The organism is Pseudomonas sp. M5A4_2d (assembly GCF_053345295.1).
In genome coordinates, this window is the sequence record NZ_JBKEZW010000009.1 from 66,464 (window position 1) to 89,190 (window position 22,727).

Here is a 22,727-nt window from a genome sequence, read left to right on the forward strand (position 1 = left end):
TATGGGAGTGCAGGGGCGCTTCACCAAAACATAATAAAAATATTGGAGTGCTTCATGAAAACAACAATAAAGCTGGGCCTTATTGCGTCGTGTCTTACCGCCCCTTTTGCCGCTCAGGCCCTCGAATTTGCCGGTTACTTGCGCAGCGGCGCGGGCACGTCGACGGGCAGTGGCAAGCAACAGTGTTTCCAACTGCCGGGAGCGCAATCGAAATACCGTCTGGGTAACGAATGCGAGCAGTACGCTGAATTTGAATTGCGCCAGGACCTGCTGACCCTCGACGACGGCTCGGTGCTCAGCGTCGATGCCATGGCGTCCCTGTACAACAAGTACGACCGCGCCCTGAAATTCCAGGGTGAAGACAACGGCTCGGCGCGCATGCCGCAGATGTATGCGCAGTGGTCCAACCTGCCCAGTCTCAATGGCGGTTCGTTGTGGGCCGGCCGGCGTTACTACAAGCGTAACGACATCCATATCTCCGACTTCTACTACTGGAACCAGAGCGCCACGGGCGGCGGTATCGAGGACGTGTTGATCGGTGACCTCAAGTACAGCTACGCCCTCTCGCGCAAGGACAACCTGTACCAGAAGGAATACGCCACCCGTCACGACTTCAACGTCGCAGGCTTCAAGACCAACCCCGGCGGTGAGCTGGAGTTCGGCTTGAGCTACATCGAAAAAGCCGGCGGGCGTGACGCCAACAGCGGTTGGGCGATCACGGCTCAGCACGTGCAAAAACCTTTCCTTGGCGGTAAGAACAAATTCGCCTTGCAGTACGGCGAAGGCCCCGGAACGGGCTTGGGTTATACCGGCGACACCGCGCTGGACAAGAGCAGCAAAAGTTACCGCGCCGTGGAGTTTTTTGACTGGCAGGTGACCCCGCGATTCGGCGGGCAGATCGAGGCGGTGTACCAGAAAGACATCCGTCCTGGCAGCCAGGACCAGACCTGGATGTCCATCGGCGTGCGCCCGGCGTACGCCATCAGCGAGCAGTTCAAACTGGTCACCGAACTTGGGCATGATCAGGTTGAGGCCGCCGGTGGTACGCGCAAGTTGAGCAAATTTACCTTCGCCCCGACCTGGTCGCCCAACGGCCCGGATTTCTGGGCGCGTCCGGAGGTGCGTTTGTACTACACCTATGCAACCTGGAACGAAGCGGCCAAGCGCGCGGCGAATGAACTGGCGGCAGGTTCGGCGTTGTCCGACACCGGCGCGTACGGTACGGCGCGGCACGGGTCGAATGTGGGTGTGCAGGTCGAATACTGGTGGAAGTAAATCTGTAAATGTACGCGGACTAAATGTGGGAGCGGGCTTGCTCGCGAAAGCGGTGGGTCATCCAATACATGTGTCGCCTGATACACCGCATTCGCGAGCAAGCCCGCTCCCACATTTGATCTTCGTCATCCCAGGACTCACATCCACCCTATGATTTTTACAGAACAAAACAGCAGGTGAAGTCATGACCACAACTCAACCCCTGGAACTGCTGGCGCCCCTGTCCGGGGTGCTGCTGGCGCTGGATCAGGTGCCCGACCCAGTGTTCGCCAGTCGCGTGATCGGCGACGGCCTGTGCATCGATCCCACCTCGCAAACCCTGTGCGCGCCGTTGGCCGGGGTGATCACCAATATCCAGGACAGTGGTCATGCGGTCAGCGTGACCGACGACAATGGCGTCCAGGTGCTGATGCATATCGGCCTGGACACCGTGAACCTGGCGGGTCAGGGCTTCCGCCGGCTGGTGCAGGAAGGCCAGCGGGTGGAGGCCGGGCAGCCGCTGATTGAGTTCGATGCCGACTACGTGGCGCTCAATGCGCGCAGTTTGCTGACCTTGATGCTGGTGGTCAGTGGCGAACCGTTTACGCTGCTGGCCGAGGACGGCGGTGTGGTGGATGCAGGCCAGCCGCTGTTGCGAGTATCGCCGGGGGAGGGCGCTCCCGCAGCGGTCGAGGAGGAGGGCGATGCGCGGTTTTCCAAGCCGCTGACCTTGCCCAATACCAACGGTTTGCACGCCCGTCCTGCGGCGGTCTTTGCTCAGGCGGCGAAAGGGTTCAGTGCCAGCATTTACCTGCACAAGCAAACCCAAAGTGCCAACGCCAAGTCGCTGGTGGCGATCATGGCGCTGCAAACCGTGCAGGGCGATACCTTGCAGGTGAGTGCGGCGGGTGAGGATGCCGAGGCGGCGATCGAGGCATTGGTCGCGCTACTGGCTGAAGGGTGTGGCGAGACGGTCGCGGCACCGGCCGAGGTGGTCGAGGCTGTTGCGCCGGTATCGTCGGCGACCTTGCTGCGGGGCGTATGTGCGTCCCCGGGGTCGGCGTTTGGCCAGGTGGTGCAAGTGGCCGAGCCTGAGCTGACGATTACTGAAGCGGGCGCAGGAGAGGCGACCGAGCGGGCCATATTGGCACGTGGCCTGCTGGCGGCAACCGAGGCGCTGCAAGCCTTGCAGGCCAAGGCGGCCGGCAGTGCCCAGGCGGAGATCTTCCGCGCCCATCAAGAGCTGCTTGAAGATCCAACCCTGCTGGAGCAAGCCCATGCTCTGCTGGCCAATGGCAAAAGCGCTGCCTTTGCATGGAACCGCGCCACGGTAAACACCGCCACATTGTTCCAGGGCCTGGGCAACGCGCTGCTCGCCGAGCGCGCGGCAGACTTGGCGGATGTCGGCCAGCGCGTGCTTAAACTGATCCTCGGTGTCCAGGAGCGTGCCTGGGACTTGCCTGAGCAAACCATCCTGATCGCCGAGCAACTGACCCCGTCACAGACCGCCAGCCTGGACACACGCAAGGTCCTGGGCTTTGTCACGGTCGGCGGCGGCGCGACCAGCCATGTCGCGATCCTCGCCCGGGCACTGGGTCTTCCGGCTATTTGCGGTGTGCCAGCGCACGTGCTGGCGCTGGCCAACGGCAAACAAGTACTGCTCGACGCCGACAAAGGCGAGCTGCACCTGGACCCGGACCTGGCCGAAATTGAACAACTGCAGGCAGCCCGCCAGCAGCAGGTGCTGCGCCGTCAACGCGAAGTGGCACAGGCGGCCTTACCGGCCACCACACGCGATGGTCATCACGTTGAGGTCACGGCTAACGTCGCGTCGTTGCAGGAGGTGGAGCAATCCCTGAGCCTGGGCGGTGAAGGCGTCGGCCTGCTGCGCTCGGAGTTCCTCTACCTGGACCGCAATCGCGCACCGAGCCCCGAGGAGCAAGCCGGTACTTATAGCGCTATCGCCCGCGCCCTGGGCACCGAGCGCAATTTGGTCGTGCGCACCTTGGACGTCGGTGGCGACAAACCATTGGCCTACGTGCCGATGGAGAGCGAGACCAACCCCTTCCTCGGTTTGCGCGGTATTCGCCTGTGCCTGGAACGCCCCGCGTTATTGCGCGAGCAGTTCCGTGCGATCCTGGCGAGTGCCGGGTTTGCGCGGCTGCATATCATGCTGCCGATGGTCAGCCTGCTGTCGGAGCTGCACCTGGCGCGCAAGATTCTTGAAGAAGAAGCGCTGGCGCTGGGGCTCTGCGAACTACCGAAGCTGGGGATCATGATCGAGGTGCCTTCTGCCGCGTTGATGGCGGACGTCTTCGCGCCGCATGTGGATTTCTTCTCTATCGGCACCAATGACTTGACCCAATACACGCTGGCGATGGACCGCGACCACCCACGGCTGGCCAGCCAGGCCGACAGTTTTCATCCGTCGGTACTGCGGTTGATCGCCACCACGGTCAAGGCCGCCCATGCGCATGGCAAGTGGGTCGGCGTGTGCGGCGCGTTGGCGTCCGAAGCGCTGGCGGTGCCGGTGTTGATCGGGCTTGGCGTGGATGAATTGTCAGTGAGCGTACCGCTGATCCCGACCATCAAGGCCACGGTGCGCGAGTTGGACCTGGCCGACTGCCAGATCATCGCCCGCCAGGTGCTCGGCCTGGAAGAAGCTGCCCAAGTGCGCGAGGCCCTGCGCCTCTATCACGCGGCCACCGTTGAAACCTCACCTGTCGTGGAGCACTGAGCATGTTCGAGAAATTGCAGCGGGCGTTCTGGAAAGCCCTGACCCCGGATCTGATTGCTGAGACGGTGGTGGCGCCGCCACCGAGTTTGTTGTCGGCCGAAATGCTGAATGCGTTGGGTGGCGCGGATAATCTCAAGTCGCAGCAGCGCGTGGCGCTGACGCGGGTGCGCGTGCAGCTGCAGGATGCCGGGCGGTTGGATGCGCAGGCGCTGAAGGCGGCGGGTGTTGCGGGGGTGATGGTGTTGACTGGCGGCGTCGTGCATCTGCTCACCGGCCTCTAAGCCAGGCGGAGATCAAAAATGTGGGAGCGGGCTTGCTCGCGAAAAGGGCGTGTCAGTCGCCAGATGTATTGGCTGATCCAGCGCTTTCGCGAGCAAGCCCGCTCCCACATTGGTTTTAGGCTGTTTTGATGATTGGATTTACAACGGCGGGGTGTCTTCAGGCGGCTTGGTCTTGTCGATACCCGGCACATGCAAGTTGCCTTCGACCACCTGGTTGCCTTCCAGCTGCGGCTGGGTCACCCACGTGAGGATGTCGTAGTAGCGCCGGATGTTCGCCACAAAGTGCACCGGCTCACCGCCGCGCGCATAGCCGTAGCGGGTCTTGCTGTACCACTGCTTTTGCGCCAGGCGCGGCAGCATCTTCTTCACATCCAGCCACTTGTTCGGGTTCAGGCCTTCTCGCTTGGCCAGCGTACGCGCATCTTCCAGATGGCCGGTGCCGACGTTGTAGGCGGCGAGGGCGAACCAGGTGCGGTCCGGCTCGGCGATGCTGTCGTCCAGCTCATCCTTGATCTTGGCCAGGTACTTGGCGCCGCCCATGATGCTTTGCCTGGCGTCCAGGCGGTTGGACACGCCCATCGCCTGGGCGGTGTTCTGGGTCAGCATCATCAGGCCGCGCACGCCGGTCTTGGAGGTGACGGCCGGCTGCCACAGCGATTCCTGATAGCCGATGGCTGCCAGTAAGCGCCAATCGACTTTTTCTTCCTTGGCATAGGCTTTGAAGTGCTTTTCGTACTTGGGCAGGCGCTGCTGCAAATGCTGCGCGAAGGTGTAGGCACCGACATAGCCGAGTACATCAACGTGCCCGTAATAGCGGTCTTTAAGGCGCTGCAGCGTGCCGTTCTTCTCGACCTTGTCCAGGTAACTGTTGATCTCGTTGAGCAGGCTGTTGTCATCTCCCGCCGCCACGGCCCAGCTCTGGTTGCTGGCATTGCCGAGGTCGAACGCCACGCGCACGTTGGGGAAGTACACCTGGTTCATCGCGACTTCGTTGGAGTCCACCAGGGTCAGGTCGATTTGCCCCTCGTCCACCATGCGCAGCAGGTCGACCACCTCAACGGCGTCGGACTCTTCGTATTCAATCGCAGGGTTCTGCTTTTTAAGCTCGGCCAATTGCTCGGCGTGGGTGCTGCCCTTGAGCACCATGATCTTCTTGCCCACCAGGTCCGCCGGGGTGGTCGGGCGAGACTGGCCATTGCGGTAGATGATCTGCGGCGTCACTTCCAGATACGGATGGGAGAAGCGCACCTGCTGCGCGCGTTGCTCGCTGCTGACCAGGCCGGCGGCGGCCAGAACCGGGCCCTTGGGTTTGCCCAATTGGCCGAACAGGTCATCGAGGTTATCAGCGGTCTCGATCTCCAGCTTCACACCCAGGTCATCGGCAAAACGCTTGACCAGTTCGTACTCGAAACCGGTTTCACCGTTACGGTCCTGGAAATAGGTCGCCGGGCTGTTCCGGGTGATCACCCGCAATACGCCATCCTCCTTGATTCGCTCGAGCGTGCTGGGCTTATCAACACAGGCGCTGAGCATCAGGAAGAGTCCGGTTGCGATGAGCCATTTGGCGTATCGCGGGCGTAAAGCAGTAGGGGAGAACATCTGCGCAGTATACGCAAACGACCCTCGGCGCCATATCTCGACAGCAGGGGACTTGTCTGCTAGCGCCCGCAAAACCGGGCTGAAGCCCGCAGAAACGTGGGTTGACGAGGGTTTGTGACGGTTAAAATAACTGCGCGCAAACCCTTGGAAAACGCTCCGATACCGTGCAATCCGTGCCAACTGACGTTCGGCAGCCGCCAGCCGTGCCGTTTCGGGTGCCGTTGGCGGCGGTTTACGCTAGAATGCACGGCCTCAAAGCACACCCCTTCCCGAGGCTGTCCCGAAGATGTTGATCCTGCGCGGCGCTCCTGCCCTTTCTGCCTTTCGCCACAGCAAACTCCTTGAGCAATTGAGCCAAAAGGTTCCAGCGGTTACAGGCTTGTATGCTGAATTTGCTCACTTCGCCGACGTTACCGGCGTGTTGACCGCCGACGAACAGCAAGTGCTCGCACGCCTTCTGAAGTACGGCCCCAGCGTTCCCGTTCAAGAGCCGACCGGCCGCTTGTTCCTGGTTCTGCCGCGGTTCGGCACCATCTCGCCCTGGTCGAGCAAGGCCAGTGATATCGCGCGTAACTGCGGCCTGGAAAAAATCCAGCGCCTGGAACGCGGTATCGCTTTCTACGTCGCCGGCCAGTTCAGCGATGCCGAGGCCGAGCTGATCGCCAGCAGCCTGCACGATCGCATGACCCAGATCATCGTCAGCCAGCTGGAACAGGCTGCCGGTCTGTTCAGCCACGCCGAACCCAAGCCGCTGACCGCGATTGACGTGCTGGGCGGTGGCCGCGCCGCCCTCGAGAAGGCCAACACCGAACTGGGCCTGGCCCTGGCTGAAGACGAGATCGACTACCTGGTCAACGCCTTCATTGGCTTGAAGCGCAACCCGCACGACATCGAGCTTATGATGTTTGCGCAGGCCAACTCCGAGCACTGCCGTCACAAGATCTTCAACGCCAGTTGGGACATCGACGGCGAAAGCCAGGAAAAAAGCCTGTTCGGCATGATCAAGAACACCTACGTGATGCACAGCGAAGGCGTTCTGTCGGCTTATAAGGACAACGCTTCGGTGATCGTCGGCTCCGTCGCCGGGCGTTTCTTCCCGGACCCTGAAACCCGCCAGTACGGCGCGGTGCAGGAGCCGGTGCACATCCTGATGAAGGTTGAAACCCACAACCACCCGACCGCGATTGCCCCGTTCCCGGGCGCCGCCACCGGTTCCGGTGGCGAAATCCGTGACGAAGGTGCTACCGGCCGTGGCGCCAAGCCAAAGGCGGGCCTGACCGGTTTTACCGTGTCCAACCTGCAGATCCCGGGCTTCGAACAGCCGTGGGAAGTGCCGTACGGCAAGCCTGAGCGCATTGTTACCGCGCTGGACATCATGATCGAAGGCCCACTGGGCGGCGCCGCGTTCAACAACGAATTCGGGCGCCCGGCGCTGACCGGCTATTTCCGTACGTTCGAGCAGTCCATCACCACCCCGCGTGGCGATGAAGTGCGCGGCTACCACAAGCCGATCATGTTGGCCGGCGGTATGGGCAACATCCGTGAAGAACACGTACAGAAAGCCGAAATCCTGGTCGGCTCCAAGCTGATCGTACTCGGCGGCCCGGCGATGTTGATCGGCCTGGGCGGCGGCGCAGCTTCCTCCATGGCCACCGGCACCAGCTCGGCTGACCTGGACTTCGCTTCCGTACAGCGCGAAAACCCTGAAATGGAACGCCGCTGCCAGGAAGTCATCGACCGTTGCTGGCAGTTGGGTGACAAGAACCCGATCAGCTTCATCCACGACGTCGGCGCCGGCGGTTTGTCCAACGCCTTCCCGGAACTGGTCAACGATGGCGACCGTGGTGGCCGTTTCGAGCTGCGCAACATTCCAAACGACGAGCCGGGCATGGCCCCGCACGAAATCTGGAGCAACGAATCCCAGGAACGCTACGTGCTGGCCGTCGGCCCTGAAGACTTCGCGCGCTTCCAGGCCATCTGCGAACGCGAGCGTTGCCCGTTCGCCGTGGTCGGCGAAGCCACTGCCGAGCCGCAACTGACGGTTACCGACAGTCACTTCGGCAACAGCCCGGTCGACATGCCACTCGAAGTGCTGCTGGGCAAAGCCCCGCGCATGCACCGCTCGGCGGTACGTGAAGCCGAGCTGGGCGATGACTTCGACCCAAGCACGCTGGAACTGGCCGACAGCATCGAACGCGTGCTGCACCACCCGGCCGTGGCGAGCAAAAGCTTCCTGATCACCATCGGCGACCGCACCATCACCGGCCTGGTTGCCCGTGACCAAATGGTCGGCCCATGGCAAGTGCCGGTGGCCGATGTTGCCGTCACCGCCACCAGCTTCGATGTCTACACCGGTGAAGCCATGGCCATGGGCGAGCGCACGCCGCTGGCCCTGCTGGACGCCCCGGCGTCGGGTCGCATGGCCATTGGTGAAACCCTCACCAACATCGCCGCTTCCCGCATCGGCAAGCTGTCCGACATCAAGCTGTCGGCCAACTGGATGTCCGCTGCCGGTCACCCGGGTGAAGACGCGCGCCTGTACGACACCGTCAAGGCGGTCGGCATGGAGCTGTGCCCTGAACTGGGTATCACCATTCCGGTGGGCAAGGACTCGATGTCCATGGCCACCCGTTGGAACGAAGACGGCACCGACAAGAGCGTCACCTCGCCGCTGTCGCTGATCGTCACCGGTTTCGCACCGGTTACCGACATCCGCCAAACCATGACCCCGCAACTGCGCATGGACAAGGGCACCACCGATCTGATCCTGATCGACCTGGGCCGTGGCCAGAACCGCATGGGCGCCTCGATCCTCGCGCAAACCCATGGCAAGCTCGGCAAGCACGCGCCGGACGTGGATGACGCTGAAGACCTGAAAGCCTTCTTCGCCGTCATCCAGGGCCTGAATGCCGACGGCCACCTGCTGGCGTACCACGACCGTTCGGACGGTGGTTTGCTGACCAGCGTTGTGGAAATGGCCTTCGCCGGTCATTGCGGCCTGAACATCGTGCTCGACAGCGTTGCCGAGGACGCCTCCGAAATCAACGGCATCCTGTTCAACGAAGAGTTGGGCGCCGTGATCCAGGTTCGCCAGGACGCTACGCCGGACGTACTCGCACAATTCAGCGCCGCTGGCCTGGACGACTGCGTGGCCGTGATCGGCCAGCCGATCAACAATGGCGAGATCAATATCTCCTTCAACGGCGACACGGTGTTTGCCGGCCAGCGCCGTCTGCTGCAACGCCAGTGGGCTGAAACCAGCTACCAGATCCAGCGTCTGCGCGACAACGTGGAGTGCGCCGAGCAGGAATTCGACGTGATCCTGGAAGAAGACAACCCGGGCCTGAGCACCAAGCTCAGCTTCGACGTCAACCAGGACATCGCCGCGCCTTACATCAAGAAAGGCATCCGCCCACAAGTTGCGGTACTGCGTGAGCAGGGCGTCAACGGCCAGGTGGAAATGGCGGCCGCGTTCGACCGCGCCGGCTTCAATGCGATCGACGTGCACATGAGCGACATCCTTGCCGGTCGCGTTGACCTCAACGAGTTCAAAGGCCTGGTGGCCTGCGGCGGTTTCTCCTACGGCGACGTGCTGGGTGCCGGTGAAGGCTGGGCCAAGTCGGCCCTGTTCAACAGCCGTGCTCGCGATGCGTTCCAGGGTTTCTTCGAGCGCAACGACAGCTTCACCCTGGGTGTGTGCAACGGTTGCCAGATGATGTCCAACCTCCACGAGCTGATCCCGGGCAGCGAGTTCTGGCCGCACTTTGTGCGTAACCGTTCCGAGCAGTTCGAAGCCCGTGTCGCCATGGTGCAGGTGCAGGAATCCAACTCGATCTTCCTGCAAGGCATGGCCGGTTCGCGCATGCCGATCGCCATTGCCCACGGTGAAGGTCACGCTGAGTTCTCCAGCGAAGAAGCCTTGCTCGAAGCCGACCTGTCCGGCTGTGTGGCCATGCGTTTCGTCGACAACCACGGCAAGGTCACTGAAAGCTACCCGGCCAACCCGAACGGCTCGCCGCGCGGGATCACCGGCCTTACCAGCCGCGACGGTCGCGTGACCATCATGATGCCGCACCCGGAGCGTGTGTTCCGCGCCGTGCAGAACTCGTGGCGTCCGGAAGAGTGGAACGAAGACGGCGCCTGGATGCGCATGTTCCGCAACGCCCGCGTGTGGGTGAACTAAGGCGGTGTACAAGCTCAGCTTCTTTGTGCCCGCAAGCCATGTGGAGACGGTGAAAACCGCCGTCTTTGCCGCCGGCGGCGGGCGCATCGGCAATTACGACAGCTGTGCCTGGCAGGTGCTGGGCCAGGGCCAATTTCGCGCGTTGGACGGCAGTCAGCCGTTTATCGGGCAAGTCGGCCAGGTTGAAGTGGTTGAAGAATGGAAGGTTGAGCTGGTGGTGGCAGATGAGTTGATCGTGGCGGTTGTGGCCGCGTTGAAACTGAGCCATCCCTATGAGACACCGGCGTATGAGGTGTGGCAGTTGGCGGATTTTTGATTCGCAGATTGCAGAAACAAGAAACCCGCTGGGCCAGTTTGGTCAGCGGGTTTTTTGTTGTTTGCAAGGGCCTATTCGCGAGCAAGCCCGCTCACATATTTGACCGCATTGCCACGTCGGGCACCGATCAAACGTGGGAGCGAGCTTGCTCGCGAACGCGCCGGGACAGGCGCCTGAGATCTTTCCCACAGGCCTTTCAGGTTGTCCCTCGGAACCTGTCCTTCTAGCCTTCCTGCTTTGAATCTTCTCTGCGGTGGAAAGTGATGAGTCTGACGATCAAAACTGATAGGCGGCTATTGCTGGGTGTGATGTATCACATCACAATTACCCATGATTGTTAGCTGGAAACATAAAGGCCTTCGTGTTTTTTATGAGACTGGCTCTACGAAAGGGATCAATACGAACCATGTAAACCGCCTGCGCCGTGTCTTGCTGATTTTAAACAGCGCGAGTCACTGGAGTGATCTGGAACTGCCAGGTTGGCGCTTCCATCGCTTGAAAGGGGACCTTGTCGACTATTGGTCGGTGAGCATCAGTGGTAACTGGCGCATCATTTTTCGCATGTTTGACGATCAAGTCGAGCTGGTCGACTATCTCGATTACCACTGAGAAGGGCTCTGTTTATGGGTATGCACAATCCTCCTCACCCTGGGGAAATACTGCTTGAGGATGTCATTCCCAGCCTGGGAATGACGATCACTGAAGTTGCTCGACGCCTGGGTTTCGCGAGGGAAACCTTTTCGAGGATTCTTCATGGACATGCCCCCGTCAGTCCTGATCTGGCGGTACGGCTTGAGCGTGCAGGCATCAGCAAAGCGCAGATGTGGCTGTCCATGCAGAGCAGCTATGACCTGTGGCAGGCAGAGCATCGAGAGCAGCCTGTGATTGAACGATTTGCTCGGGTTGAGTGATTCTTTGCCGAGGGATGATAGGGTACAGGGCGATCAAAGAACCCGGCTTAGACCGGGTTTTTTATTGTCTGCGATTTCTTCAAGTCTCGGAGATTTCCCACAGGCCTTTCAGGTTGTCCCTCGGAACTGGCCTCATTAACCTTCGCCAGTCGCTGCCAATTCAGCGATCGGGACTGCAAGCCCGTCGAAACCTCACCAGTTAGTCAAAAGCGCCTTTATAATTGCGGCGTTTTTTCATGGTCGCCATTTATGGCGGTTGTGTGCGGGAGACCTTCGGGTCTACCGGGATTTGCTGGTGAATCTTGGTCTTGCAGGCCTGCGCACAGCTGCCACCCATCACACTGCAAGTGATGCTGGTAGTTCTCATCTCACACCAGAGGTTTACCATGATCAAAGACAGTCCCAATCCTCCATCTGATTCTCAATCTACCGACCATATTTTCACCGTACTGCCCAACCTGAACAGCGAAACCCTGCTCGCCAACGCCTCCCAAGACCTGGCATCCGTGCAGGCGCTGGCGGGCAATCTGGCGTTTGATATCGACGGCCCGCAGCGTGATGCGGTGCTGGGGATTCATCGGATGCTGGAGGGTATCCAGTTGATGGTGGATCGGGTGTTGGATTTAGTTGAGGTGCCTGAACAGAAGTGATCGGGTGCCTTTTAGGCCCATTCGCGAGCAAGCCCGCTCCCACATTTGATCGCATTGCCAAGTCGGGCACCGATCAAAATGTGGGAGCCGGGCTTGCCCGCGATGAGGCCAGAACAGCCGCTACACCTCTAGACCCTGGCGCCGACCTCACGGCCACTGACCAACCGCTCCAGCGCCTCGCCCAACCCCAAGGCCTTGTCACCAATCAACAGGTGCCAAACCCCGCTGTCCAGCTGGCTCACACCCTGGCAACCCAGTGCAGTCAGGTCGGCCTCGGACAACACCGAGTCATCCCCCAACTCCACGCGCAACCGGGTCATCGCCACAGCTTCCAGCTGCCGCACATTCCCGCGTCCACCCAAGGCGTTGAGCCATTTCTCGGCCTCGTGCACATTCACCGCAACCGGCTTATCCACAGGCGCAGCCGCTACCGGTGCAGTGGCAACAAATGACGGCATGGCCAAGCGAATCTCATCAGCAATGCTGTCGGCCATCGGCCCCACCACCACCTGCAAACTCCCGCCATTGCCCGGCCGCACCACGGCCATCGCGCCAAGTGCTTTCAGTTCCGCGTCCACTGCCTTGTTGCGATCCACCATGTCCAACCGCAGGCGCGTGGTGCAGGCGCCGACACTCAACAAATTAGCCGCACCGCCCAGCGCACGGATGTACGCACCGGCCCGCTGGTTCTCGCTCATCGCCTCGGCCTGCACCACCGGGATATCTTCGCGACCCGGTGTCTTCAGGTTGAAGCGACGGATGCAGTAGTTGAACACGCTGTAGTAGATCACCGCATAAGCCAACCCGACCGGGAACACCAGCCAGCCATTGGTGGACTTGCCCCAGCCCAGCACCATGTCGATAAAGCCGCCGGAGAAGGTAAAGCCCAGGTGGATATTCAACAGGTCAGTGACCGCCATCGACAGGCCCGTCAGCAGCGCATGGATCAAATACAGGAACGGCGCGAGGAACATGAAGGCGAACTCAATCGGCTCAGTCACACCGGTCAAAAATGAGGTCAGCGCCATCGACAGGAAAATCCCGCCCATGACTTTGCGGCGTTCCGGCAGCGCGTTGCGGTACATCGCCAGGCACGCGGCGGGCAGGCCGAACAGCATCACCGGGAACATACCGGTCATGAACTGGCCCCCTTTCGGGTCGCCGGCGAAGTAGCGGGTCAGGTCGCCGGTGACCACTGCACCGGTTACCGGGTCGGTGAAGCTGCCGAACACAAACCACGCCATGTTGTTGAGGATATGGTGCAGGCCGGTGACGATCAGCAGACGGTTAAACACGCCAAATACGAAGGCACCAATGCTGCCGCTTTCCATCAACAACACACCGAAGCTGTTGATGCCGTGCTGGATCGGCGGCCAGATCAAACCAAAGATCACCCCAAGCGCAACGGCCGAAAAACCCGTGGCAATCGGCACAAACCGCCGCCCGCCGAAGAACGCCAGGTACTCCGGCAGCTTGATATCCTTGAAGCGGTTGTACAGCCCGCCGGCCATCAAGCCGCTGGCGATACCGGCGAGCATGCCCATGTTGATGGTGGTGTCCATCACCTTGAGCGTGGAGACCATCACCAGGTAACCGATTGCGCCCGCCAGGCCCGCTGTACCGTTATTGTCGCGGGCAAACCCCACGGCGATGCCGATGGCGAAGATCAGCGCGAGGTTGGCGAAGATCGCTTGCCCGGCATCGTGCATCACGGCGATGTTGAGCAGGTCGGTGTCGCCCAGGCGCAGCAAGAGGCCGGCGATCGGCAAGATCGCGATCGGCAACATCAGCGCACGGCCGAGGCGTTGCAAGCCTTCGATAAAGTGTTGGTGCATGGCGTGTCTCCCTATTCTTGTTGTTTTCAGCTCAGCGGCCAGTGGTGTTGACAGGCTTGGCGAACGGCTTTGGCGCTGCTCAGGTCGAGCAGGCGTTGGCTCAATTGCCGGCATTGAGCCGCGTCCAGGTGGCGGACACGGTCCTTGATTTCTCCGATTTGCGGCGGGCTGACGGACAGCTCGCTGACACCCAGGCCGATGAGTACCGGCGTGGCCAGCGGGTCGGACGCGAGGGCGCCGCAGATGCCGACCCAACGCCCATGTTTAGCAGCCCCCGCGCAAGTCTGGGCGATCAGCCGCAGCAAGGCCGGGTGCAGCGCATCGACCCGTGCGGCGAGGCCGGCGTGGTCGCGGTCCATGGCCAGGGTGTACTGGGACAGGTCATTGGTGCCAATGGACAGGAAGTCCGCATGCTGGGCCAACTGCTCGGCCATCAGCGCGGCGGCGGGGACTTCGATCATCACCCCCAGCTCCGGGCGTTGGGTCAATTCCAGCTCCACGCACAATTCATCCAGGCGCTGACGGATCTGCAGCAGTTCGTCGACCTCGCTGACCATCGGCAACAGGATGCGGCAACGTTCCAGCGGGCTGACTTGCAGCAGGGCGCGCAATTGCTGGTCGAGCAGTTCAGGCCGCACCTGAGCCATGCGAATCCCGCGCAGGCCCAACACTGGGTTGGCTTCGACGGGCAGCGGCAGGTAGTCGAGCTGTTTGTCGCCGCCCACGTCGATGGTGCGGATGATCACCGACTTGTCGCCCATAGCGTCCAACACGGCTTGATAGGCCTGGCGCTGCTCCTGCTCATCCGGCGCGGTGCGACGGTCGACGAAAAGGAATTCGGTGCGCAACAGGCCGACGCCATCGGCACCGTTTTCAAAGGCCGCTTGGGCTTCGGCGCTGGAGGCGACATTGGCGGCGACTTCAATGCTCACGCCATCGGTGGTGCGGGCCGGTTCCTGCGCGTGGGCCTGTTGCTGTTGGCGGCGCAGTGTTTGTGCGTCGCGAATCTGGTGCACTTCGGCGTGGCGCGCCTCGCTGGGAGCCAGTTCCAGGCGACCGTTGGCGGCATCGAGTACCACGCGTTGGCCTTGGGGCACATCGAGCACTGCGGCGCCCAATGCCACAACGCAAGGCAAGCCTTTACCGCGGGCTAGAATGGCGACGTGGGACGTGGCTCCGCCTTCGGCCATGCAAATGCCTACGGCGTTTTGCGCACTCAATTGCAGCAGGTCGGATGGCGTCAGTTCATGGGCGCTGACAATCGAACCGGCGGGCAATTCGAAGTGCCAGGTTTCCCCCAGCAGTGCGCGCAGCACGCGTTGTTGCAGATCCCGCAGGTCATTGGCGCGCTCGGCAAACAGCGGTTTGCCCAGCGCCAGTAACACGGCGCATTGCGCCTGGATCGCATCACGCCAGGCGTGGGTGGCGGCGCTGCCGTGTTCGATGGCACCGGTGGCGGCGTCCAACAGCGTCGGGTCTTCCAGCAGCGCGAGGTGGGCGGCGAAGATCTCTTCTTCCTCGACGGCTTTGCGTTGGCGTGCGTGGTCCAGCGTAGTGCGGATCTCGCCGCGCACGTGCTCAAGGGCCGTATCCAGCCGTTGCAGTTGTTCGTCGGCACGATGGTTGCCGGTGTCTGCCGGCAGCTCGATACCGGTCAGGCGAAACAGCGGCCCGCACACCAGGCCGGGCGCTGCACACACGCCTTGTAATACACCGGCTTCGGTATTTGCCTTGCGTGGCGCGACGGCAACCGGCGCGTGCGGTTCTTCGCTGATGGCGACAGACAGTGCCGCAACCAACGCCTGCAACGCGGCCTCGCAATCCTTGCCGCGGCAAGTGACACGTACCTCGTCGCCTTCGCCGATACCCAGCCCCATCAGGCCGATCAGGCTGTCGCACGCCGCCGATTTACCGGCGAAGTGCAGCTGCGCCTGGCTGCTGAAACCTTGGGCGGTCTTGCGGATCAACGCGGCGGGGCGCGCATGCAAACCACCCCGGTGAGTGATACGCACGCTGGCACGGACTTCGGTGAACGCGTTATCCACAGGCGTTTGAGCCGGTGTTGCCGAGCGCGCCACGATGTGTAGCAACGGCTCACCAAGCTTGACGATTTTTCCCGCCACCGGCCGCAGCTCAAAGTGCTCGCCATTAGTCAGAATGATCAGACTGATCAGGCTCTTGCACTGGCGCGCAATCCGGTCCAGATCGAACTGCACCAGCGCCTGGCCCTGACTCACCCGTGCGCCTTCCTTTACGAGCAGCGCAAACCCTTCGCCATTCAGCTCCACGGTGTCGATGCCCACATGCATCAGCACCTCGGCACCGTTTTCGGCACGAATCGTCAGCGCATGCCCGGTGCGGGCGACATGGATAATCACCCCGTCACAGGGCGCGTGCAGGCAGTCGTTCAGCGGGTCGATGGCAATACCGTCGCCCATGGCGCCGCTGGCGAACACTTCGTCGGGAACGTTGCCCAGGGTCAGCACCGGGCCACTGAGTGGGGCGCTTAGGGTCAATTCATTATTTTTGTAAGACATGGGCACGGTACTCATCAGGAAAACGCTACTCAGTGAGTGCGGGTAACTTTGCTCAGGTAACGTGGCTGGTCCGGGTCCATGCCCCGCGCTTCAGCCAGGCCAGCGGCCATTACGTAAAAGCTTTGGATCGCCAGGATCGGGTCAAGGCTTGGGTGTTCGGCGCGGGTCAGGGTCAGGTCGCGCTCGCTGATATCGTCCGGCGCGGCCAGCAGCACGCGGGCACCGCGTTGGCGCATGTCGGCGGCCAGGCTCAGCAGGCCGGCTTGCTCTGCACCGCGTGGGGCGAACACCAGCAACGGGTAGCCTTGGTCGATCAAGGCCATCGGCCCGTGGCGCACTTCGGCGCTGCTGAAGGCTTCGGCCTGGATCGCCGACGTCTCCTTGAGCTTGAGCGCAGCTTCCTGGGCGATGGCAAAACCGGCGCCTCGGCCAATCACAATCAGCCGTTGGCTGGTGCGCAAGGCGTCGATCGCTGGGGTCCAATCCTGTGTGGCGGCTTCGCGCAGGCCGGCGGGCAACGCCTGGCAGGCTTGCAGCAGCAACAGGTCCTGGTTCCAGTGGCCGATCAACTGCGCGCTGGCGCTGAGGGTGGCGATAAAGCTTTTGGTGGCGGCCACGCTTTGTTCCGGGCCAGCGCACAATGGCACATGGAATTCGCAGGCGGCTTCCAGCGGCGAGTCCTCGGCGTTGACCATCGAAATGCTCAAGGCGCCGCGTTTGCGCAGCAAGCGCAGGCTGTTGACCAGGTCCGGGCTTTGCCCCGATTGGGAGAAACCGAACGCGACCTGGCCGCTGACTTTCAGCGGCGCCTGCAACAACGTCACCACCGACATCGGCAACGACGCCACCGGAATGCCGACATGCTGCATGGCCAGGTAGGCGAAGTAGCTGGCGGCATGGTCCGAACTGCCACGGGCAATGGTCATCGCCACTTGCGGTGGCTGGCGGCGCAGGCGCCCGGCCACTTCCTCCAGCATCGGGTTCAGGCGTTGCAGTTGCGCCGCGACGGCGTCACAGGAGGCCAAGGCCTCTTCAAGCATTTTTGAAGTCAATGGTTTCTCCTTCGACCATTACGTCGGTGAGGTGCAGGGAGCGGTCCAGGCGCACGCAGTCGGCAAAGCTGCCCGGTTGCAGGCGCCCGCGTTCTTCCAGGCCCAGGTAATCCGCAGGAAATTGCGACAGGCGTTGTGAGGCTTCGCTGATGGGCAGGCCAATTTTCACCAGGTTGCGCAGCGCCTGATCCATGGTCAGGGTGCTGCCGGCCAGGGTCCCGTCCGCCAGGCGCACGCCGCCCAGGCATTTGGTCACGGTGTGGCTGCCCAGCTTGTATTCACCGTCGGGCATGCCGGCGGCGGCGGTGGAATCAGTGACGCAGTACAGGCATGGGATCGAGCGCAGGGCCACGCGGATGGCGCCGGGGTGTACGTGGAGCAAATCCGGAATCAACTCAGCGTATTTGGCGTGCGCCAGGGCGGCGCCAACGATGCCCGGTTCGCGGTGATGCAGCGGGCTCATGGCGTTATATAAATGCGTGAAGCTGGTAGCGCCGGCAGCGAGGGCGGCGACGCCTTCTTCATAACTGCCCAGGGTGTGGCCGATCTGCATGCGCACACCGCGTTGGCTGAGGGCGCGGATCAGGGCATCGTGGCCAGCGATCTCCGGAGCAATGGTGATCACCCGGATCGGCGCCAGGCGCAGATAGGCCTCCACTTCGGCCATCAGCGCGGTGTGGGCGAAGTTGGGTTGGGCGCCGAGTTTGCCGGGGTTGATGTACGGCCCTTCCAGGTGCACGCCGAGTACACGGGCGCTGCCGGTGGGGCGCTGCTCGCAGAAAGTGCCGAGCTGGCCAAGCACGCGGGAGATTTCGTCCACCGGTGCCGTCATCGTGGTGGCCAGCAGCGACGTCGTGCCAAAACGCACGTGGGTGCGGGTGATGGTCTCGAAGGCGTCGACGCCTTCCATGATGTCTTTGCCGCCACCGCCGTGCACATGCAGGTCGATAAAGCCCGGCAGCAGGTACGGCAAATCGTTTTCAGCGGGGTCGCACGGCGCGCCTTCAATGGCGACCACCTTGCCGTGTTCGTGCACCAGGCGGCCGCGAATCCAGCCGTGGGGCGTGAGGATATTATCTTCGGACATGGGCAGTTCTCTAAGGCCGCAATTCAGCGGCAAAATCGTAGCGGCGCAGCTCTGCGACAAAGTCGTAGTAATCGTTGCGGCAGTAGGTGTCGGTGATTTCAATCGGCGTGTTGTCGGCGGTGTAGCCGACGCGGGTCATCAGCAACATGGCGGTGCCGGGGGCGATGCCCACCAGCTTGGCGAACTCATCCGAGGCATTGATCGCCTGGATATGTTGCAGGGCGCGCACGATGGGCTTGCCGATGCTTTCCAGGTATTCGTACAGCGAATTGCCAATGGCTTGCGGGTGCGGCAGCACTGAGGCAGGCATGGCGGTCATTTCAATCGCCATGACGGTGTCGTCGGCTTTACGCAGACGCTTGAGGCGCGCCACTTTGTCAGTGGGCGACAGGCCCAGGCGGATCAGCTCTTCGTGGGTTGGCTGGGTGATATCGCGCTCCAGCCACTGGGAGCTCGGCACAAACCCCTTGAGGCGCAACATTTCACTGAAGCCTGAGAGGCGTGACAGCGGTTGTTCAAGGCGCGGTGTGATAAAGGTTCCAGAACCTTGGCTGCGGCGGATCAGGCCTTGGGCAAACAACACTTCCAGCGCTTTACGGGCGGTGACCCGCGAGATGCTTAATTGCTCGCTGAGGGCGCGTTCCGATGGCAGTGCCTGCTCGGATTTCCACTGGCCGGCATGGATCGCCGCTTCAAGGTTGCGGGCCAGTTGCAGGTACAGCGGCGTGGATTGTTTGTCGTCGGGGCGCAGCGTCAGGATAGGGTTCATCTGTGAAGTTTCCGATGCGGTTATTGGAGTGTTGTCGCCCGGTAATGGCCGGAAATTAATACCACTTAAATACCATGTCAATGCTGCCAAAACGGTGCGAGTGCCGGTTTCAGGGCGCTTTAATGGTGCCTGGTATCAAGTGGTATTAGAGAGGTCTTTATGACGCGCGCAAGTGCGCAGCCCGCGCGGTGAACTGGTATTCACCGGCAGGTGCTGCCGTGGGCAGGAAATTATTTTTGAATTATTTTACGAGCGGTACGGCTTTACGGCCGAATCTCGATCATGGTGCCGTCTTTGACCAGGTTCCAGACTTCGCGCATATCCACATTGCGCATGCCGATGCAGCCGTCGGTCCAGTCCAGGGTGTGGAACCACTGCTCGGGGTATTCCTCGGTGTCGGGCGTACCGTGGATCATGATCATGCTGCCTGGCCTCACGCCTTCGCGGCGCGCACGGGCGGAGTCGCTGATATTCGGGTAGGAGATGTGCATGGCCAGGTTGAAGCGGTCGCTGGTCTTGCGCCAGTCGATCCAATAAAAGCCTTCCGGCGTGCGGCGGTCACCTTCGAACTGCTTGGTGCCTTTAGGGTTTTTGCCCAAGGAGATGCGATAGCTCTTGAGCGGCTTGCCGTCGTTGATCAGTTGCAACTGATGGGCGGACTTGAGCACCAGGATTTTCTCGACAGGTTTGCCGCCGAGGGTTTCCACCGAAGAGGCCGAAGACAGGGTAGCGAACGACAGGCAGATAAGAGCGAGCAACCAACGCATTAAAACGGTTTCCCTAGTAAAGGTGCTGCCTGGAGTGTTGTTATTTGGCCGGCCGCGTCATGGGCGGCACCGACTCGCTGCGAACCGGGAACAGCTGTTGCTGACGGTCAGCGAAGAAGCATTCTAAGGTACGCCCGACTGTGCGGAAAGCCAGCTCTGACCAAGGGATGTCGGCTTCATCGAACAGCTTCACTTCAAGGCTTTCGGGGCCTGCGGCAAAGTCCAGGTCGACCAGCTCTGCGCGGTAGAAGATATGCACCTGGCTGATGTGCGGCACATCGATCAGGGTGTAGAGGCTCAGGTTGCGCACGCGGGCGCAGGCCTCTTCCAGGGTTTCGCGCATGGCGGCCTGTTCCACGGTCTCGCCGTTCTCCATGAAACCGGCTGGGAGTGTCCAGTAACCCAGGCGGGGCTCGATGGCGCGGCGGCACAGCAGCACTTTATCGCCCCACACCGGTACGGTGCCGGCGACGATATTGGGGTTCTGGTAGTGAATGGTCGAGCAGTGATCACACACAAAGCGCAGGCGTGCGTCGCCTTCGGGAATGCGCTGGGTAACCGGTTTACCGCACTGGCTGCAGAAGTTCATGCTGGGGTTCCTGGAGAGTCGGCACATCTTGGCTCGGTGCCAGGCTTTCCTGCAAGTTGTCGTTTCGCGACATGCACCGGGTTTTGGGGTTGGGCACCTGCACGCTTTGGTGCATGATGCAAGGTAGCCAACAGACCGAGATGACTCATGCTGGACGAGCTACTCCGCCGGGTAAGCAATCACACCCCTCACACGCTGGAGACCGACGGGCGTTTTCCCGAGGCCGCGGTGTTGGTGCCGATTACTCGCAGTGACGAACCTGAGCTGATCCTGACCTTGCGCGCCAGCGGCCTGTCGACCCACGGTGGCGAAGTGGCGTTTCCGGGCGGGCGACGTGACCCCGAAGACCCGGACCTGATCTTTACCGCACTGCGTGAAGCCGAAGAAGAAATCGGCTTGCCGCCTGGCCTGGTGGAGGTCATCGGCCCGTTGAGCCCCTTGATTTCCCTGCACGGCATCCGTGTAACGCCCTATGTCGGGGTTATCCCCGATTACGTCGAATACCTGGCCAATGATGCCGAGATCGCTGCGGTCTTCAGCGTGCCCCTGGAGTTTTTCCGTCAGGACCCGCGCGAACATACCCACCGAATCGATTACCAGGGCCGCAGTTGGTATGTGCCCAGCTATCGGTTTGGCGAATACAAGATCTGGGGGCTGACGGCGATCATGATTGTCGAGCTGATCAACCTGCTCTATGACGACGCGAAGATCAGCCTGCATCAGCCGCCCAAGAGCTTTATCAATATATAAGCCATCGCTTGAATGGCCAGCCGTGAGGAAAAACCATGAAATACCGCCTGGGCGACGCCCGCGTCGAGACTCATCCACGCAGCTGGGTGGCGCCGAATGCCACGCTGGTTGGCAAGGTCAAGCTGGAGGAGGGCGCCAACGTCTGGTTCAACGCGGTGTTGCGTGGCGACAACGAACTGATCCTGATCGGCAAGAACAGCAACGTGCAGGACGGCAGCGTGATGCACACCGACATGGGCTATCCGCTGACCCTGGGCACCGGCGTGACTATCGGTCATAACGCCATGCTGCATGGCTGCACCGTCGACGACTACAGTTTGATCGGCATTAACGCAGTCGTCCTTAACGGCGCCAGGATCGGCAAGCATTGCATCATCGGCGCCAATTCGTTGATCGGCGAAGGCAAGGAAATTCCCGATGGCTCGTTGGTGATGGGCTCGCCGGGCAAGGTGGTGCGGGAACTGACCGAAGCGCAAAAGCGTATGCTCGAAGCCAGCGCTGCACACTATGTGCATAACGCGCAGCGGTATGCGCGTGATTTGGCTGAGCAAGAAGAATGAACCCGGTAGAACGGCCTGTCGCCTCACCGTGCGTGAGTATTTGCGCGTTGGATGATGACGATATTTGCACCGGCTGCCAGCGCACCGTGGATGAGATTACGCGCTGGAGTCGCATGGACAACACCGAACGCCGGGTGGTGCTGGGGTTGTGCCATGAGCGGGCGAAGGCGAGTGGGTTGGTGTGGATGATGCCCGGTAAGTCGGGGGCCTGATAGACCGCTTTCGCGAGCAAGCCCCCTCCCACATTTGATCATGTTTATCCTGTAGGAATACGGTCAAAGTGTGGGAGCGGGCTTGCTCGCGAAGAGGCCCTGCCAGACGATATCCCTTTATTTGTGTACCCTGTTGCGCATTACCCACAGGCCAATCCCCTCATGTTCTTCCTGATCGCCTACATCAGCAGTGTCGTGCTGATTAACTTCGCTTTCTCCACAGCCCCGCACCTGGACGTTATCTGGTCCGCCTGGGGTGGCCTGGTGTTTATCCTGCGCGACATGGTGCAAACCCGTTTCGGCCACGGCGCGATCATTGCCATGCTGGCGGCGCTGGTGCTGTCGTATATCACCTCCGACCCGTCCATCGCCCTGGCCAGCGCCACGGCATTCGCGGTGTCCGAGTGCATCGACTGGCTGGTGTTCAGCATCACCAAGCGCCCGCTGCATGATCGCCTGTGGATAAGTTCGGCGCTGAGCATTCCCATCGATACCTTTATCTTCTTTGGCCTGATCGGCGCGCTGACGCCAGCGGTGGCCGGCACGGCGTTGGTGTCGAAATTCGCCGGGGTCACGGTGGTGTGGCTGATCATGGCGTGGCGTTTGCGCAAACGGGCCGTCGCCAACTGAGGCCAATT

The 22,727-nt window shown here is 61.5% G+C and carries 20 protein-coding genes; 12 read left to right on the top strand and 8 right to left on the bottom strand.

The window, feature by feature from the left end:
• Window positions 1-54 precede the first annotated feature (54 nt).
• The 3 genes from ACLBW8_RS20875 (at window position 55) to ACLBW8_RS20885 (ending at window position 4,272) form a co-directional block, all read left to right on the top strand.
• Entirely contained in the window at window positions 55-1,275 is a 1,221-nt protein-coding gene (locus tag ACLBW8_RS20875) for a maltoporin (RefSeq protein WP_064454023.1), read from the top strand.
• A 184-nt stretch (window positions 1,276-1,459) separates the two neighbouring features.
• Complete coding sequence (gene ptsP / locus ACLBW8_RS20880; RefSeq protein ID WP_447806209.1) at window positions 1,460-3,991, top strand: phosphoenolpyruvate--protein phosphotransferase; 2,532 nt, start codon at window positions 1,460-1,462, stop codon at window positions 3,989-3,991.
• 2 nt (window positions 3,992-3,993) lie between these two features.
• Window positions 3,994-4,272, top strand: a complete 279-nt coding sequence (locus ACLBW8_RS20885) for a PTS transporter subunit EIIB (RefSeq protein WP_221295593.1) — start codon at window positions 3,994-3,996, stop codon at window positions 4,270-4,272.
• A 138-nt stretch (window positions 4,273-4,410) separates the two neighbouring features.
• On the opposite strand, the gene mltF is transcribed toward ACLBW8_RS20885, so the two are convergent.
• Window positions 4,411-5,871, bottom strand: a complete 1,461-nt coding sequence (gene mltF / locus ACLBW8_RS20890) for a membrane-bound lytic murein transglycosylase MltF (protein ID WP_447806210.1) — start codon at window positions 5,869-5,871, stop codon at window positions 4,411-4,413.
• Between the two features lie 286 nt (window positions 5,872-6,157).
• Here mltF and purL point away from each other — a divergent pair, with 286 nt between their 5' ends.
• The 5 genes from purL (at window position 6,158) to ACLBW8_RS20915 (ending at window position 11,931) form a co-directional block, all read left to right on the top strand.
• Window positions 6,158-10,054 carry a phosphoribosylformylglycinamidine synthase gene (gene purL, locus ACLBW8_RS20895; protein WP_407016208.1) on the top strand — a complete coding sequence of 1,299 codons (3,897 nt, stop codon included), beginning with the start codon at window positions 6,158-6,160 and terminating at the stop codon, window positions 10,052-10,054.
• Between the two features lie 4 nt (window positions 10,055-10,058).
• Window positions 10,059-10,370, top strand: a complete 312-nt coding sequence (locus ACLBW8_RS20900; RefSeq protein WP_447806211.1) for an NGG1p interacting factor NIF3 — start codon at window positions 10,059-10,061, stop codon at window positions 10,368-10,370.
• A 330-nt stretch (window positions 10,371-10,700) separates the two neighbouring features.
• Window positions 10,701-10,979 (top strand): type II toxin-antitoxin system RelE/ParE family toxin, encoded by a 279-nt coding sequence (locus ACLBW8_RS20905; RefSeq protein ID WP_447806212.1) that lies wholly within the window; start codon window positions 10,701-10,703, stop codon window positions 10,977-10,979.
• Window positions 10,980-10,993: 14 nt separating this feature from the next.
• On the top strand, window positions 10,994-11,281 hold the full coding sequence (locus tag ACLBW8_RS20910) for a HigA family addiction module antitoxin (RefSeq protein WP_447806213.1): 288 nt from the start codon (window positions 10,994-10,996) through the stop codon (window positions 11,279-11,281).
• Between the two features lie 386 nt (window positions 11,282-11,667).
• Entirely contained in the window at window positions 11,668-11,931 is a 264-nt protein-coding gene (locus ACLBW8_RS20915; RefSeq protein ID WP_064454015.1) for a DUF6124 family protein, read from the top strand.
• 128 nt (window positions 11,932-12,059) lie between these two features.
• Here ACLBW8_RS20915 and nagE read toward each other — a convergent pair whose 3' ends face one another.
• The 7 genes from nagE to ACLBW8_RS20950 form a co-directional block, all read right to left on the bottom strand.
• Entirely contained in the window at window positions 12,060-13,766 is a 1,707-nt protein-coding gene (nagE, locus tag ACLBW8_RS20920) for an N-acetylglucosamine-specific PTS transporter subunit IIBC (protein ID WP_447806214.1), read from the bottom strand.
• 26 nt (window positions 13,767-13,792) lie between these two features.
• Window positions 13,793-16,303, bottom strand: coding sequence for a phosphoenolpyruvate--protein phosphotransferase (gene ptsP / locus ACLBW8_RS20925; RefSeq protein WP_447806215.1), 2,511 nt, complete (start codon window positions 16,301-16,303; stop codon window positions 13,793-13,795).
• Window positions 16,304-16,332: 29 nt separating this feature from the next.
• A complete protein-coding gene (locus ACLBW8_RS20930; RefSeq protein ID WP_447806287.1) occupies window positions 16,333-17,343 on the bottom strand; it encodes an SIS domain-containing protein in 1,011 nt (336 codons plus the stop codon).
• Window positions 17,336-18,442 (bottom strand): N-acetylglucosamine-6-phosphate deacetylase, encoded by a 1,107-nt coding sequence (nagA, locus tag ACLBW8_RS20935; protein ID WP_262666217.1) that lies wholly within the window; start codon window positions 18,440-18,442, stop codon window positions 17,336-17,338. Before nagA ends, ACLBW8_RS20930 begins: the two co-directional genes overlap by 8 nt.
• Window positions 18,443-18,452: 10 nt before the next feature.
• Window positions 18,453-19,211 (bottom strand): GntR family transcriptional regulator, encoded by a 759-nt coding sequence (locus tag ACLBW8_RS20940; protein ID WP_064454010.1) that lies wholly within the window; start codon window positions 19,209-19,211, stop codon window positions 18,453-18,455.
• A gap of 263 nt (window positions 19,212-19,474) precedes the next feature.
• Window positions 19,475-19,978: a L,D-transpeptidase family protein gene (locus ACLBW8_RS20945; protein ID WP_064454009.1), complete on the bottom strand. Its 504-nt coding sequence runs from the start codon at window positions 19,976-19,978 to the stop codon at window positions 19,475-19,477.
• A 40-nt stretch (window positions 19,979-20,018) separates the two neighbouring features.
• Window positions 20,019-20,567: an NUDIX hydrolase gene (locus tag ACLBW8_RS20950; RefSeq protein ID WP_064454008.1), complete on the bottom strand. Its 549-nt coding sequence runs from the start codon at window positions 20,565-20,567 to the stop codon at window positions 20,019-20,021.
• Window positions 20,568-20,714: 147 nt separating this feature from the next.
• Here ACLBW8_RS20950 and ACLBW8_RS20955 point away from each other — a divergent pair, with 147 nt between their 5' ends.
• From ACLBW8_RS20955 to ACLBW8_RS20970, 4 genes are all read left to right on the top strand, one after another.
• Complete coding sequence (locus ACLBW8_RS20955; RefSeq protein WP_017736785.1) at window positions 20,715-21,317, top strand: CoA pyrophosphatase; 603 nt, start codon at window positions 20,715-20,717, stop codon at window positions 21,315-21,317.
• A gap of 35 nt (window positions 21,318-21,352) precedes the next feature.
• Complete coding sequence (locus tag ACLBW8_RS20960; RefSeq protein WP_064454007.1) at window positions 21,353-21,877, top strand: gamma carbonic anhydrase family protein; 525 nt, start codon at window positions 21,353-21,355, stop codon at window positions 21,875-21,877.
• On the top strand, window positions 21,874-22,089 hold the full coding sequence (locus tag ACLBW8_RS20965) for a DUF1289 domain-containing protein (protein WP_060754280.1): 216 nt from the start codon (window positions 21,874-21,876) through the stop codon (window positions 22,087-22,089). The genes ACLBW8_RS20960 and ACLBW8_RS20965 overlap by 4 nt, the downstream gene beginning before the upstream one ends.
• 162 nt (window positions 22,090-22,251) lie before the next feature.
• A complete protein-coding gene (locus ACLBW8_RS20970) occupies window positions 22,252-22,719 on the top strand; it encodes a preQ0 transporter (protein ID WP_053257839.1) in 468 nt (155 codons plus the stop codon).
• Window positions 22,720-22,727: the final 8 nt, after the last annotated feature.